This window comes from Vibrio sp. Vb339, from assembly GCF_902751245.1.
Classification (GTDB): Bacteria; Pseudomonadota; Gammaproteobacteria; order Enterobacterales; family Vibrionaceae; genus Vibrio; species Vibrio coralliirubri.
This window is the reverse complement of record NZ_CADDIS010000002.1, coordinates 639645-654176: the sequence shown is the minus strand read 5'-3', so window position 1 is coordinate 654176 and position 14532 is coordinate 639645. Positions and strand designations below refer to the sequence as shown.

Here is a 14532-nt window from a genome sequence, read left to right as displayed (position 1 = left end):
TATGCACCTCATCTGCATTCCGTTGCTTTTATATAGCTTAGTTCTAAATGACTCGTTTGTAAGAGATAAGTTGGATGAGCGAATTCGGAACAGGAGGGTGCAGTTGTTTAGTTGATGCAGTTTGGCAATCAAAGAGGACTGGAGAGCAGGTAAGTCATCACAAGCATGGTTAACCTTATCCAACGAAGCCGTTGGATAGCTTGCGGGTTCGCTCTGTCATTGTCATTTCATATAATTTCGTTACAATGTTCGGCTACTCACAAGTGGGGCATCTGTATTTGCTTCTATGTGGGTATATTTATTATGCATATATCTCCGGTCAACATACTCGTTGACTGACAAACATATATTAAACATTTTCATGTGTTGCTTGGTGTGCAACACCACTGTAAAGGACAAATAATGCCAATTATTACTCTTCCTGACGGTAGTCAGCGTCAATTTGACAACCCTGTATCAACTCTAGATGTTGCCCTATCAATCGGTCCTGGTCTTGCGAAAGCAACCATTGCTGGTCGTGTAGACGGCGAGCGTGTTGATGCTTGTGATCTTATCGAAAACGATGCAAGCCTAGAAATCATCACAGCTAAAGATGAAGTTGATGGCCTTGAGATCGTTCGTCACTCTTGTGCTCACCTTTTAGGCCACGCGGTTAAGCAGCTTTTTCCAGAAGCGAAAATGGCGATCGGTCCTACTATCGATAACGGTTTCTACTACGATATCGACCTTGAGCATTCTCTAACGCAAGAAGATCTAGAAAAGATCGAAAAGCGCATGAAAGAGCTAGCGAAGACCAAGTACCAGGTTGTTAAGAAGAAAGTTAGCTGGCAGGAAGCGCGCGACGCATTCGAAGCTCGCGGCGAGACTTACAAGATTGAAATCTTGGACGAGAACGTTTCTAAAGACGATCGTCCAGGCCTGTACCATCACGAAGAATACATCGATATGTGTCGTGGTCCACACGTGCCTAACATGAGCTTCTGTCAGCACTTCACTCTACTTAACGTAGCGGGTGCTTACTGGCGTGGTAACAGTGACAACAAGATGCTTCAACGTATCTACGGTACTGCATTCCACGACAAGAAGGCGCTTAAAGCTCACCTTGTGCGTCTAGAAGAAGCGGCTAAACGTGACCACCGTAAAATCGGTAAAGCGCTTGACCTATTCCACATGCAGCAAGAAGCACCAGGCATGGTGTTCTGGCATCACAACGGTTGGACTATCTTCCGTGAGCTAGAAGTATTTATTCGTCAAAAACTGACTGAGTACGATTACCAAGAAGTTAAAGGCCCATTAATGATGGACCGTGTTCTTTGGGAACGCTCTGGTCACTGGGATAAGTACGCTGAAGCGATGTTCACTACTTCTTCAGAGAACCGTGAATACGCTATTAAGCCAATGAACTGTCCTGGTCACGTTCAAATCTTCAACCAAGGTTTGAAATCTTACCGTGATCTACCGCTACGTATGGCTGAGTTCGGCTCATGTCACCGTAACGAGCCGTCTGGCGCACTTCACGGCATTATGCGTGTTCGTGGCTTCACTCAAGATGATGCTCACGTATTCTGTACTGAAGACCAAGTTCAACAAGAAGTTAAAGCTTGTATTGAAATGGTTTACGATACTTACACAACTTTCGGCTTCGAAAGCATCGTTGTTAAGCTATCTACTCGTCCAGAACAGCGTGTAGGTTCAGACGAAATGTGGGACCGTGCAGAGGCTGACCTTAAGCAAGCGCTAGAGGCAATGGACATTGCATACGAGATTCAAGAAGGCGAGGGTGCGTTCTACGGACCTAAGATTGAATTTACTTTGCATGATTGTTTGGACCGCGCTTGGCAATGTGGTACAGTGCAGCTCGATTTTGCATTACCAGAACGTTTAGGTGCTACTTACGTAGGTGAAGATAACGAGCGTCACACGCCAGTTATGATCCACCGCGCGATTTTAGGTTCACTAGAACGCTTCATCGGTATTCTTATTGAAGAATACGCTGGCTTCTTCCCAACGTGGTTGGCGCCAGAACAAGCAGTTGTAATGGGCATTACAGACAAACAGTCTGAATATGTACAAGAAATTACGAAAAAACTGCAAAAAAGTGGATTTAGAGTCAAAGCAGACTTGAGAAATGAGAAGATTGGCTTTAAAATCCGCGAACATACTTTGAAACGTGTACCGTTCATGCTTGTATGTGGTGACCAAGAAATGGAAGCCGGCGAAATTGCAGTACGTACACGTAAAGGTAAGGACCTTGGCAAATTTAAAGTGGATGACTTTATTTCATACATCCAAGCCGAGGTTTCAAGCCGTAAGCTCAATCTGGAGGAATAGCTATTAAAGGCGGAAGACGTGGCCAACAACCGGCCAAACAAAACCAGCACCGTTTAAACGGTGACATTCGTGGCGTTCGTGAAGTGCGTCTAACTGGCGCAGACGGCGAAGCTGTTGGTGTAGTATCAATCGCTGAAGCGATGGAAGCTGCAAATGAAGCTGGTATGGATCTTGTAGAGATCAGCCCTAACGCCGAGCCGCCAGTTTGTCGTGTGATGGACTACGGTAAGTTCCTCTTCGAGAAGAGCAAAGCTGCGAAAGAGCAGAAGAAGAAGCAAAAGCAGGTTCAGATCAAGGAAATTAAATTCCGACCTGGAACTGATATTGGAGACTATCAGGTAAAACTACGCAACCTGACTGGTTTCCTAGAAGACGGCAACAAAGTGAAGGTAACAATTCGCTTCCGTGGCCGCGAAATGGCTCACCAAGAAATCGGTGTTGACGTTCTTAATCGTTTGAAAGTAGATACTGAAGAATTTGCAGTTGTCGAATCTTTCCCAACGAGAATTGAAGGTCGCCAGATGATCATGGTGTTGGCCCCTAAAAAGAAGTAATTAACGGCTTTGCAAGTAATTAAACCCTGCAGCCTCAGGTTGCGGGGTTTTATTCGCCCTAATTACTATGTTATTAACAACTCAACAATGCGGAGTTATTCATCATGCCTAAGATGAAAACCAACAAAGGTGCTGCTAAGCGTTTCCAGAAAACTGCTGGTGGTATTAAGTTTAAGCACGCTGGTAAACGTCACATCCTGACTAAGCGTACTACTAAGAACAAGCGTCAGCTACGTCCGAACTCGATCCTTCCTAAATGTGAAGTTGCTCAAGTTCTACGTATGATGCCATACGCTTAATTCTTTTTAGTTTATAAATTCGTTTAGTTTAGGAGAAGCATAATGCCTCGCGTAAAACGTGGTGTACAAGCTCGTGCACGTCATAAGAAAGTTCTAAAACAAGCTAAAGGTTACTACGGAGCACGTTCACGTGTTTACCGCGTAGCTTTCCAAGCAGTTACCAAAGCTGGTCAATACGCTTACCGTGACCGTCGCAACAAGAAACGTCAATTCCGTCAACTTTGGATTGCACGTATCAACGCGGCATCTCGTCAAAATGGTCTATCTTACAGCCGTTTCATCAATGGCCTTAAGAAAGCATCTATCGAGATCGACCGTAAGATTCTTGCTGACATCGCAGTATTCGACAAAGCAGCATTTGCTGTTCTAGTTGAAAAAGCGAAAGCATCTCTATAATTTAGAGTTAGCTTAAAGGTTTAAGAAAAGGAGAACTTCGGTTCTCCTTTTTTATTGCCTGTAATTTGGGCTCTAGAGATTCCCAACTCCTTCCTCCGTCAGTCTTGAGAATGACGAGATAAACTTCCGCATCTAATTTTTATTCGCTTGGACAGGCATTCTGGTATATAAACATCTACCTAACCCTTAATGCTAAGCGACTGAATAAATGACCGCACCAACTACTATGACGTTCTTCGAACGTTTTGAAACTGACATCCTTTCTGGCAAAAAGACGATTACTATTCGCGATGAATCTGAGCGTGACTACCAGCCAGGCAGTGTTGTGGAAGTATCAACGCTAGAGCAAGGACGTGTGTTCTGTAACCTTAAGATCATCAGCGTTGAGCCAATTTTGTTTGATGACTTAGGTGAGTTCCATGCTCAGCAAGAGAACATGACGCTGCAAGTACTGAAAGACGTGATTCAAGATATCTATCCGGGTATCTCTCAACTGTATGTGGTTTCTTACGAGCTTGTGTAGCCCGCTTTAAATAGAATTTGTTGATCAATACAACGTCTAACGCAGAGCAATGAGAAAGGGAAGTCACAATGAGTGAATTACAGAGCGAAACAGTTCAGCAAATTTTGCTCCAACTTTATTGTCGTGAGCAAAATGAGCAGCCGTTAATCTCTAGAACTGATCTCGACATTGCTCTTTATGATAGCGAAGGCTTTCTAGCGTGGCGTGATACAAAGCGTGACTTCATTGTCAGTGATATCGAGAATCGAGTTTGGGTGAAGAGCTGCCCCGGCGGTTACATCACTGAAGTGCACTTCAATGCTGACGGTTCTCTCATTGAATATCGTTTGTTCGACCGATTTGAAACGACAGGGCAGTGGCAACTAAAAGACGGTTTGTTACACGTCGAGATTTTAAAGGGTGAGAACAGCTACCAGTTTGCTGTTGTGGCTCGTGCTGACCTTAATATTCACTCTGCGGTGGAATATAAAAATGGTGAGCTGCATTCGTATCTGAAATTGGTGCAGGCTGAGCGTTAATCCTTTTTAGCCGAGCTTGCTTGCCCATGAAAATAAGTGATGTTCCAAGAATAACAAAGCCAACAGTGATGTTGGCTTTGTTGTTTTCAATTCGACCGAGTACTTCTAATCAACGCGCCATTAGGCCATTAGGCCATTAAGCTTCGAAGTTCGCCAGTTGACTATAAAGCTCGCTGTCTTGATCTTGCTTTGTACAAATCGTCAGTAGGTCTTCAATAAAGTACTTCAATGCACGTGCTTCGATACGACGAATACCTTGTTGCTGCTCTTCAGTCAGATAACCGTAGATGGTCGCCGCTCCAAAGTCACCAAAGATCATTTGGCCTTGCTCATTGACTAGGGTGTTGTGCGCATATAAGTCACCGTGACAAACCTTGTTGTCGTGTAGGTGATTAAATACATCAATCATTTGAGTAACGATGTTGTCGATTTGCGCGATTGGAAGTTCGAAACTTTCTGGGAAAGTATCACGCGTGCAAGTATCAAGTGTCGGTGGTAAACCTAGGTTGTAATAGCTGCTTGGGATAAGCTCCATAACCAAAGCTAAGTAGTCTTGCTCGTTCACTTGGGCGATAGACTTCACTAGGTTGCTATGATGACCGGCCTGCAGACACGCTTCGAGCTCATCGTGTGGGTAACCGTCGCTTGTCACTTCACCTTTAAATACTTTTACAGCGACTTCCTGTGGGAAATCAAAATCGCCGTTCACCCAGTTAGCATGTGAAATTACGCCAGACGCACCCTGACCAAGTACTTGATTTAGTGAGTAGCATTGCGAGCTTACAGCAGGCACGCTATCTAAGCTGCTAGGGTGTTTGCAAAACGGGTTACCCGCAAATGCTAACCAAGCAAGTTTTGGTAGCTTAATAAGGAACTCAGGGAATTCAGTAAGTTGGTTTGCAGACAGGCGAACCAGTTCAAGGTTGGATAGGTTTTCCATGCTTTCTGGTAACACGCGAATCTTGTTACCCGCCAATGCCAGTTTCTGTAGTCGTGGTCTTTCACCTAGTGAGCTAGGCAGAGCCTCAATCTCATTGTCGGTCAGGATCAACCAACGTAGTTGAGTCGGCAGAGACTGCTCGCTAACGGTTTTGATTTGGTTGGTTTTGAAGCCAACCATTTCGAGCTTAGGAAGAGTACCTAGAACATCAGGCAGGTGCGTAAACAGGTTATTCGACGCGAAGATAATACGCAGGTTAGTTAGCTTTGATAACTCGGCTGGTAGGTCTGACAGCTGATTACCTGAAAGGTCTAGGATCTCAAGAGAATCTGCAAGCTCTATGATTTCTAGAGGAAACTCGGTGAGACCTTCTGATAGTTTTAAGCGCTTAATACCTTTAAGTTGCCCTGATTTTAATTGTTCTAGAGTATGCAAACCTTAGCCTTATGAATAGATGTTCGAGGCGCGTAGTTTACTTGTCTCAACCGAGAAAGGCGAGCATCAGTAATGAAGCTCGCCTAACAGGCTTAAGACTCAAGGTTTAGGGGCATGGACTAAAGCTTTATATGGTTTTGGCTAACGCCGACTTCCTCAACAAAATCGCTATCATGACTGACCAAGATGAATGCACCCTGGTATTCACGCAGAGCCGAAGCCAATATTTGCTTTGAGTCTATGTCCAAGTGATTGTCTGGTTCATCAAGTAGAAGAAGCGGGGCATCCTGTTTATGGCTGACGATCAACATCGCCAGCTTCATTTTCTCGCCACCACTGAGGTGAGCGACTTTGCGATATACAGACTCTCGCCTGAATCCAATTCCTGCTAGCAGGGTTCGCGCGTCGCTCTCTGTTAATCCAAAGCTGTGCGTCATTAAGCTATCGAACATCGTCTCGTTGGTGTCTAACAGGCCAAAGTGTTGGTCCAAATAGACGGTCGCCCCCAAGCGCTTAATCGAGCCTTTATAATTGGTGTGTTGACCGTGAATCGCTTTTAACAGTGTCGACTTTCCACACCCATTAGCACCGGTTAGATAACACCGTTCCCCTTGTGATAAAGAGAAACTGATGGGCGCACCAGAGCCGTAAATAAGGCGGCAGTTTTCAACGGTTAACAAAGAGCTCTTTTTACTGCTATTACTTTGCTGTAGATACAAAGCTTGTGGTTTCAGCCGTTCCTTCTGTTCTTTAAGCGACTGAAGTTTATGTTGGTTTTGGTCAATGACATTCCTTTGGCTTGTCGCAGACGCGGCTTGGCTTTGTCCTGCTTTATCTTTCATCGCATCCAATAAGATCTTGGGTTGGCTACCTGACTTTCTGAGTCGGTTTCCCTGAGATTCTCGCTGCTGCGCCTTTTCCTTGTTGGCTTGAGCTTGACGCTCGAGTCGTTTCTTTTCGGACTGATGATGCGCGACCTGTTTGTTGAGCGCTTCGCTTTGGCTAGATACTTGTTTGAAGTAATCATCATAATTTCCTTTATAGAAACGTACGCCTAAGCTGTTGAGGTGGTAGATCCCTTCCATTCGTCTCAATAAGCTTCGATCATGGCTGACGACAAGTATTTTGCCTTCAAACATCAGGCATTGTTCTAGTAGCCAATTGCGTCCATCGTTATCCAAATGGTTCGAAGGCTCATCGAGGATCAGTATGTCGTTATTTGATACGAACAGCTGATGAAGCTGTAGCAAGGCGAGTTGTCCACCACTCAAAGAGCAACAGGGCGTGTTCAAATCACGAGTGATCTTTAATGTACCTAGCAACTGCTGGGTACGTGCCTCTAGATCCCAATCATCACCAACGATATTGAAGTGCTGCAATTCACAGCTACCTTGTTCTATGGCGCTTAATGCTTCTAACTTTTCGGTGAGCCCTAAGAAGTCAGCGATGGTGATGTTGGTATCCAGTAGCTTTGATGGTAACTGAGAGTAAAAGCCGATCGAACCTTGGTGCGAAACACTGCCTGTTGTGGGCTGTTTTTGTCCCATGAGCAATGAAAGTAACAATGACTTTCCAGCCCCATTTCTTCCGACTAGGCCGGTGAGGCGAGTGCTCAAATTGAAGGTGATGTTTTTGAATAACCACTCACCAGTATCGAGTTGGAATGAGAGATTGTTGGCTAATATAGTAGGCATAGAAATACCTCCCTTTACGTGTAAACGAGTAAAAGGGGTGAGGCGCTTTTTCTATATAGAACCCTACACAGAATTCTATATATAGATCGCCAAAGACGTTACTTACTTAGCATGCCAATCAAAGATAGGAAATAGGGTGTTGATGTAATTTCTGTCTTTGAGGTATTGATCTTAAAGATGTTTGTTTGTCAAAAAACGGATCTTTAAGAGCTTGATTTGTCGCGAAAATAGATGACGAAGTAACGCCCACTAACCCCGAGTGTCCAAATGATTTTTATAAAAATAAATCGGATGTCAGGATGTTAGTACTTCATTATGGCGTTATTCTCTTTTGAAATGATGGTGGGATGGTACTGAAAGAACGTACTCTGAGTCAACATGCTGAGGTGATTAAATTGTGTTCAAATAATTAAAGCGCCTGTGTGGCGCTTTAGTGATCATTATTGGAAATAAGTTGAGTCTAGAACTTATATCTTTGGGTTTAGAGCTTAGAGCTTAGAGCCTTGGGCTTAAAGCTAAAGCTACTTGGTTTGCCCACCAACGGCGCGCCAACACATATCAAAGCTATCGTTGATGTACTTCGATGTTTGCTCTGGTGGAGACTCGCTTTGTTCAATCAGCCAGTTTGCACAAATCAGAAAGTGGCTATGGATGAAGTGTCTAACAAGGTTAATGTCCAACACCATCAATTCACCATCTTCTTGCCCTTTCAAAATGATCTCGTCTAGCGATGCGAACATCTGTGAAACAATCACTTCTCGAGTTTGAGTCGTTGGGTCGAAATGAACATTGGTAAAGAACTTCATCGCAACCGGATTCTCTAATGCCCATTCAATTCCTGTGATCCACATGAACTTAAAGGCTTGGTAGCGATCTTCTACTGCCACATCAGTGTGCGGTTGAAGGGTCGAGAATAGCTCTAGCTTCAGCTCGCGAAACAGCTCATCAATCAATAGAGATTTGTTCTCGAAGTGGTGAAACAACGTCGCTTTTGCCACGCCGGCTGTTTTCGCTATTTGTCCGGTAGATGTGCCCTCTAGCCCTTGTTGAGAGAAAAGCAGGAGTGCAGCATCTAGGATTTTTTGTCTTTTGGTGATCATCTATTGAGTACTTTGAACATCAGTTTCTTGATTGGGTTGTTGTAAGGAGGATGCATTAACTTGGTGAAGTTGATTTTTCCTCTGCTTAGAACGGTTTTGGCATGGCTAAAGGTCTTGAAGCCTTCAATGCCATGGTAGTGTCCCATGCCTGAAGGGCCGATGCCACCGAATGGCGCGTCTTCTGCAGCCACGTGCACCAAAGAATCATTAATACACACGCCGCCAGAGTGCGTGTCTGACAAAAACTTGTTTTGGGTTTCTTTATTATGGCTCATTAGGTACAGAGCCAGTGGGCGTTCTCTCTCTGTGATGTAGCTGATTGCTTCTTCGATGGAATCATAAGGCACGATAGGCAGAACAGGACCAAACAGCTCTTCTTGCATCGCGAGCATCTCATCGTTCACTTCGGTGAGAAGGTGTGGCGTCATTCTGTGGTTTACATCGTCCTGTGCTTGTTCGGTTACCGTGTGTATCACAGCACCTTTTGACTTCGCATCTTCAACCACACCTTTTAATCGATTGTACTGGCGCATGTTAACCACTGAGGTTAAGTCTTTGCTCTCAATACCGGCTTTATAAAGCTTCTTGAAATAACGCTTATAAACTGTGATGAACTCGTCCGTTTTTTCTCGCGGCAATAAGATGTAATCAGGCGCTACACATATTTGGCCAGCGTTTAAGCTCTTGGCAAACAGGATACGTTCAACAGCGTCCGCCACATCAAAGTCAGGGGCAATGATGGTTGGAGATTTGCCGCCTAATTCCAGGGTAACTGGTGTTAAGTTGTTAGCCGCTGCTCTCATAACGTGTTTACCCACAGCGGTTGAGCCTGTGAATAGGATATGGTCAAACGGCAGTTGACTAAATTTAGCGGAAACATCAGCTTCACCTTCGATGATCGCAACTTGATCTTCACTAAAGCCTTCAGCCAACATCGCTTTTAAAACTCGGTTGGTTGCTGGAGTAAACTCCGACATCTTAAGCATCGCAGTGTTGCCCGCTGCTAATGCTGTGATCAGAGGCCCTAAAGAGAGCATGACTGGGAAGTTCCATGGAACAATGATGCCTACAACGCCCACAGGCTGATAATGAACCGTGATCTTAGCTGGCGTTAGCATCAAACCAGCTTTGCGGCGTGATGGCTTCAACCACTTCTTAAGGTTCTTCACGCTGTAATTGATCTGGTGAAGAGAAGGGGTGATATCAGCAATCAAGCTGTCGTGCTTTGCTCGATGGCCATAATCTTCAGATACTGCCTCAATCAACTGCTCTTGATAGCGCATTAACAACGCTTTTAGTACTGAGAGGTTTTCTCTTCTCTGCTCAAGCGTAGGATTAACATTATTGCGGTAGTGATCTTTTTGTCGGTTGAACATTTGATCCATGTCGTTGGTTCTCGACGTGTTTGGTTCAAGGTCTAGATTATGGCTCATAGTATCCCCTAAATTCGAAGGCTGACCGATTGGTTGGTCAGTTAAAATTACAAGAAGATCGAATCGAATACAAGGTATGGACGAGAAAAGTTTATTTTTTGTTCAGTTGAGCGGGTGCTGAGTTGAGATGGTTAGGAAGATAAAAAGTGCCTTTGACGCAATCAAAGACACACGCGATTTACTTGCGGGCTAGGCAGACACTTTTTCGCAACGCATAAAGATGAAGTTAACGTTTTTCGATAGGCGCTCGTACGTTTCTTCAGAGATGGCCTTGGCCTTCTCGTCGATTGTCCCTTCAGTGATTTGTGAAATCAGCAAGCCAGATTGGCTGACAGCTTGGCAAAGCTCGGTTAATGAACGGCGGTAGAAGCTTACCTGAACGGGTGTGCCGACCGTGTTCCACTCTTCTTGAATGAATTCGCGCTCAAAGTAGTTACCTGAAAGGGTGCACTCAAAGTCAGCAAAAGGGTGGTGAGTGGAAAACACGATGTAGCCGCCCGGTTTTAGAACGCGATAAATGTCATCAAAGACAGGTTTTAGATCTTCAATGTAATGCAGTACTAATGGGCACACGATGACATCAGCGCTGTTATCAGCCTCTTTGGGTAAACCCAGAGCTGCATTTTGTGCGTATGCGGTCACATTGGGAATTTGTTTTCCGTTCACTAGGTCAACCATATCTTGAGACAGGTCGGTACACGTGACTTTGTTTGCACCTTGGTCAATAAACCATTGCGCGTAAATACCTGAGCCACAGCCAAGGTCGACAATGTCGAGCCCTTGAACATCGTCTAGTAAGGCTATGGTTGATGGGCGTTCTAATAGGGCATTATAAATATTATCGCGAGCAGCAGAGTCGTATTGCTTTGCGTAGGTCGTGTACATTTCAGACATGATTTAACACTCATCAATAGGTATGAGGTAACAGGATACAAACTGTGTTGGTGATAGCGAGAGTTCAGATTGTGAAGTGCTTATATTTGTCACAACTCTGACTTAACCTCACTCAATTTGCTAAAAATCTTATGGTTCCTGCACATTTTTTCTCCCTAATTTAATGTGAGAAATTGCTTTATATTTAATGCGCTTCAGCCTGTTTTTTACCCTAAAACCTTGTAATTCCTTACCTGTCACTTTAAGTCGATCTGTCGATAAAAAAACGTAATCGTAACCACAAATATCAATGGTTGGACTCGCTCTTAATAATATCGGTTAATGCAGCCAACAAATCGTTTTTGAACGCTTTTTGTTGGGTTATACCTCGCTATTCCAAAGAGGTATCTTCTGTCGATGGCCCTATAGTGTGAGGTCTCTAGAATTGGAAAATTCGGTTAATTTGGAACGCATCCGTGCTGAGTATAATGTAAAGCACTGGAGCCAAGGTTTTTATGGAATTGATGATAACGGTGAGGTGTATGTTTCACCGAGCGAAACCGATCATCAAGTTCCGCTAAGTCAGATCGTAAAACAGTTAGAGCAGCGAAATATTGGTTTGCCTGCTCTTGTGCGTTTTCCTCAAATAGTGCATCAACGTGTGCACAATATCTGTAACGCATTCAACCAAGCGATCGACGAATATCAGTACGACAACCGTTACCTACTGGTTTATCCGATTAAAGTTAACCAGCAAAAAGAAGTGGTTGACGAGATCTTAGCAAGCCAAGCTCAATTAGAGCAGAAGCAACTAGGTCTAGAGGCGGGCAGTAAACCTGAACTATTAGCGGTATTGGCGCTGGCTCAAAAAGCGAGCTCAGTGATCGTGTGTAATGGTTATAAAGACAGAGAATACATCCGCCTTGCGCTTATTGGCGAAAAGCTAGGCCACAAAGTATTCATCGTTTTAGAGAAGTTGTCAGAGCTTGACCTTGTCCTTTCTGAAGCAAAAGCGCTTGGCGTGAAACCTCGTTTAGGTCTACGCATTCGTCTTGCATCTCAAGGTGCAGGTAAATGGCAAGCAAGTGGTGGTGAGAAGTCGAAATTCGGTTTGTCTGCATCACAAGTATTGACCGTTATTGAACGCTTGAAAGCAGAAGACCAACTGGACGTTCTTGAACTCGTGCACTTCCACCTAGGTTCACAAATGGCAAACATTCGTGACGTGCGAAATGGCGTGAGTGAAGCGGCTCGTTTCTACTGTGAACTGCGTGATATTGGCGCTCAACTGAAGTTCTTAGATGTTGGTGGTGGCTTGGCGGTCGATTACGACGGCACACGCAGCCAATCTTCAAACTCAATGAACTACGGCTTGCTTGAGTACGCTCGCAATATCGTGATGACAGTAGGGGATATTTGTAAGCTCTACAATCAACCACAGCCTGTGATTATTTCGGAATCTGGTCGTTCACTGACTGCGCACCATGCAGTACTAGTGACTAACGTGATTGGTACCGAAAGCTACTCGCCAGAAGACATGGCGCCGCCAGAAGCAGACGCACCACTGTTGCTAAACAACATGTGGAAGAACTTCTTGGAGTTAGATGCAGGTAATGATGACCGCGCGCTGATTGAGATCTACAACGACACGCAAAGTGATATCGCAGAAGCACACAACCAGTTTGCGACAGGCATGCTGAACCTTCAACACCGTGCTTGGGCAGAACAGATGTCTTTGCGTATTAACTACGAACTTAGTTCTCGAATGAGCACTAAGAACCGTTACCACCGTCCAATCTTGGATGAGTTGAGCGAGCGTTTGGCTGATAAGTTCTTCGTGAACTTCTCTTTGTTCCAATCGTTGCCAGATGCTTGGGGTATCGATCAGGTGTTCCCTGTATTGCCTCTAAGTGGTTTGGACAATGCGGACGAGCGACGCGCGGTAGTACTGGATATCACATGTGATTCTGACGGTACGATCGATCAGTATGTTGACGGCCAAGGCATTGAAACAACGTTGCCAGTGCCTGCATGGAACCCAGACGAACCTTACCTGATGGGCTTCTTCTTAGTAGGCGCATACCAAGAGATCTTGGGCGATATGCACAACCTATTTGGTGACACGCACAGTGTCGTGGTCAACGTTGATGAAAATGGTGAAGCGAATATCGATTACATCAACGAAGGCGACACGGTTGAAGACATGATGCGTTATGTTCATATCGATATGGACCTAATTCGTCAGAACTACAAAGAATTGGTAACGGCGAAAGTACCAGCGCAAGAGCAGCAAAGCGTACTTGAAGAGTTAGAGCAAGGCTTGATGGGTTACACCTATCTTGAGGATTTTTAATGAACGATCTATTTACGAAACCAGATTACTCGCTGTATTCCAATGCGATGACGTTTATGCGTCGTCCATTGGTGCAAAACCCAATCGATAACGATGCTGATGTGGTTGTGTTAGGCGCGCCGTTAGATATGGCGACGTCTGGTCGTCCGGGTGCGCGTATGGGACCGGATGCGATTCGCCGTGCGTCGGTAAATTTGGCGTGGGAAGGTAAAAAATTCCCTTGGGACTTCAATGTATTTGAACACACCTCGGTCATTGATGCTGGCGATCTTGTGTTTGATTGTGGTGATGCAGAAGATCTAACTCAACGTTTAGAAGCGGCTGCTGATGCGATTCTGAATAGTGGTAAAACTCTGTTAGGTTTAGGTGGCGATCACTTCATTACACTGCCTTTGTTAAGAGCATACGGTAAGAAGTACGGTGAGATGGCTCTGATTCACTTCGACGCGCACACTGACACTTACAGTCAGGGCAGTCGTTACGATCACGGCACTATGTTCTACCATGCGCCAAATGAAGGTTTAATTTCGCCTGAACATTCAGTGCAAATTGGTATTCGTACAGAGTACAAGCAGGAAGGCCACGGCTTTAACGTTATTAACGCGATGCAGGCGAACGACATGAGCGTGGACGAGATCATTGCTCAAGTGAAAGGCATTGTTGGTGATAAGCCAGTTTACTTAACGTTTGATATCGACTGTCTGGATCCTGCTTTTGCTCCGGGTACAGGTACTCCGGTATGCGGCGGTTTGAATTCAGATAAAGTTCTGAAAATTATCCGTGGCTTGCAAGGTATCAACATGGTTGGTATGGACGTTGTAGAGGTTTCTCCAGCGTATGACCAAAGCGAGATTACAGCATTGGCTGGTGCGACGATTGCTCTCGAGCTACTTTACGTCTGGACTGCAAATCGCCTTGCTAAATAATAGTGTGTCATTGCTAACAGCATAACGCTATATACTGATTTTAAAGCCCACTATGGTTTAACTTAGTGGGCTTTTTTTTGGATTCCTCGAAATATCCATTTGCAACTTCTACTCATTGTCCCTGCATACCTATTCAATACTCCAGCAGTTGCGCATG

13 protein-coding genes are annotated in these 14532 nt (G+C 44.7%); 8 read left to right on the top strand and 5 right to left on the bottom strand.

Annotation, left to right across the window (positions count from 1 at the left end; genetic code table 11):
• Positions 1 to 402 precede the first annotated feature (402 nt).
• The 6 genes from thrS (at position 403) to HRQ85_RS11555 (ending at position 4621) form a co-directional block, all read left to right on the top strand.
• Entirely contained in the window at positions 403 to 2331 is a 1929-nt protein-coding gene (gene thrS, locus HRQ85_RS11580) for a threonine--tRNA ligase (protein WP_016768282.1), read from the top strand.
• Positions 2328 to 2885 carry a translation initiation factor IF-3 gene (infC, locus tag HRQ85_RS11575; protein ID WP_425598744.1) on the top strand — a complete coding sequence of 186 codons (558 nt, stop codon included), beginning with the start codon at positions 2328 to 2330 and terminating at the stop codon, positions 2883 to 2885. Before thrS ends, infC begins: the two co-directional genes overlap by 4 nt.
• A 104-nt stretch (positions 2886 to 2989) precedes the next feature.
• A complete protein-coding gene (rpmI, locus tag HRQ85_RS11570; RefSeq protein ID WP_004738430.1) occupies positions 2990 to 3184 on the top strand; it encodes a 50S ribosomal protein L35 in 195 nt (64 codons plus the stop codon).
• 42 nt (positions 3185 to 3226) lie between these two features.
• Positions 3227 to 3580, top strand: coding sequence for a 50S ribosomal protein L20 (rplT, locus tag HRQ85_RS11565; RefSeq protein WP_004733517.1), 354 nt, complete (start codon positions 3227 to 3229; stop codon positions 3578 to 3580).
• Positions 3581 to 3788: 208 nt separating this feature from the next.
• Positions 3789 to 4103, top strand: coding sequence for a N(4)-acetylcytidine aminohydrolase (gene yqfB, locus HRQ85_RS11560; RefSeq protein ID WP_004733516.1), 315 nt, complete (start codon positions 3789 to 3791; stop codon positions 4101 to 4103).
• 68 nt (positions 4104 to 4171) lie between these two features.
• On the top strand, positions 4172 to 4621 hold the full coding sequence (locus tag HRQ85_RS11555) for a hypothetical protein (RefSeq protein WP_050650678.1): 450 nt from the start codon (positions 4172 to 4174) through the stop codon (positions 4619 to 4621).
• Positions 4622 to 4757: 136 nt separating this feature from the next.
• On the opposite strand, the gene HRQ85_RS11550 is transcribed toward HRQ85_RS11555, so the two are convergent.
• The 5 genes from HRQ85_RS11550 to HRQ85_RS11530 form a co-directional block, all read right to left on the bottom strand.
• A complete protein-coding gene (locus HRQ85_RS11550) occupies positions 4758 to 5996 on the bottom strand; it encodes a leucine-rich repeat-containing protein kinase family protein (protein WP_172379667.1) in 1239 nt (412 codons plus the stop codon).
• 119 nt (positions 5997 to 6115) lie between these two features.
• Complete coding sequence (locus HRQ85_RS11545) at positions 6116 to 7690, bottom strand: ABC-F family ATP-binding cassette domain-containing protein (RefSeq protein ID WP_172379666.1); 1575 nt, start codon at positions 7688 to 7690, stop codon at positions 6116 to 6118.
• A gap of 521 nt (positions 7691 to 8211) precedes the next feature.
• A complete protein-coding gene (locus tag HRQ85_RS11540; RefSeq protein ID WP_048607093.1) occupies positions 8212 to 8790 on the bottom strand; it encodes a TetR/AcrR family transcriptional regulator in 579 nt (192 codons plus the stop codon).
• Positions 8787 to 10223 carry a coniferyl aldehyde dehydrogenase gene (locus tag HRQ85_RS11535; RefSeq protein WP_172379665.1) on the bottom strand — a complete coding sequence of 479 codons (1437 nt, stop codon included), beginning with the start codon at positions 10221 to 10223 and terminating at the stop codon, positions 8787 to 8789. Before HRQ85_RS11535 ends, HRQ85_RS11540 begins: the two co-directional genes overlap by 4 nt.
• Positions 10224 to 10412: 189 nt before the next feature.
• Entirely contained in the window at positions 10413 to 11117 is a 705-nt protein-coding gene (locus HRQ85_RS11530) for a class I SAM-dependent DNA methyltransferase (protein WP_172379664.1), read from the bottom strand.
• A gap of 424 nt (positions 11118 to 11541) precedes the next feature.
• Between HRQ85_RS11530 and speA the strand changes: the two genes are divergently transcribed.
• Together speA and speB are read left to right on the top strand one after the other, a co-directional pair.
• A complete protein-coding gene (gene speA, locus HRQ85_RS11525) occupies positions 11542 to 13449 on the top strand; it encodes an arginine decarboxylase (protein ID WP_050650716.1) in 1908 nt (635 codons plus the stop codon).
• Positions 13449 to 14375, top strand: a complete 927-nt coding sequence (gene speB, locus HRQ85_RS11520; RefSeq protein ID WP_017105806.1) for an agmatinase — start codon at positions 13449 to 13451, stop codon at positions 14373 to 14375. Before speA ends, speB begins: the two co-directional genes overlap by 1 nt.
• Positions 14376 to 14532 lie beyond the last annotated feature (157 nt).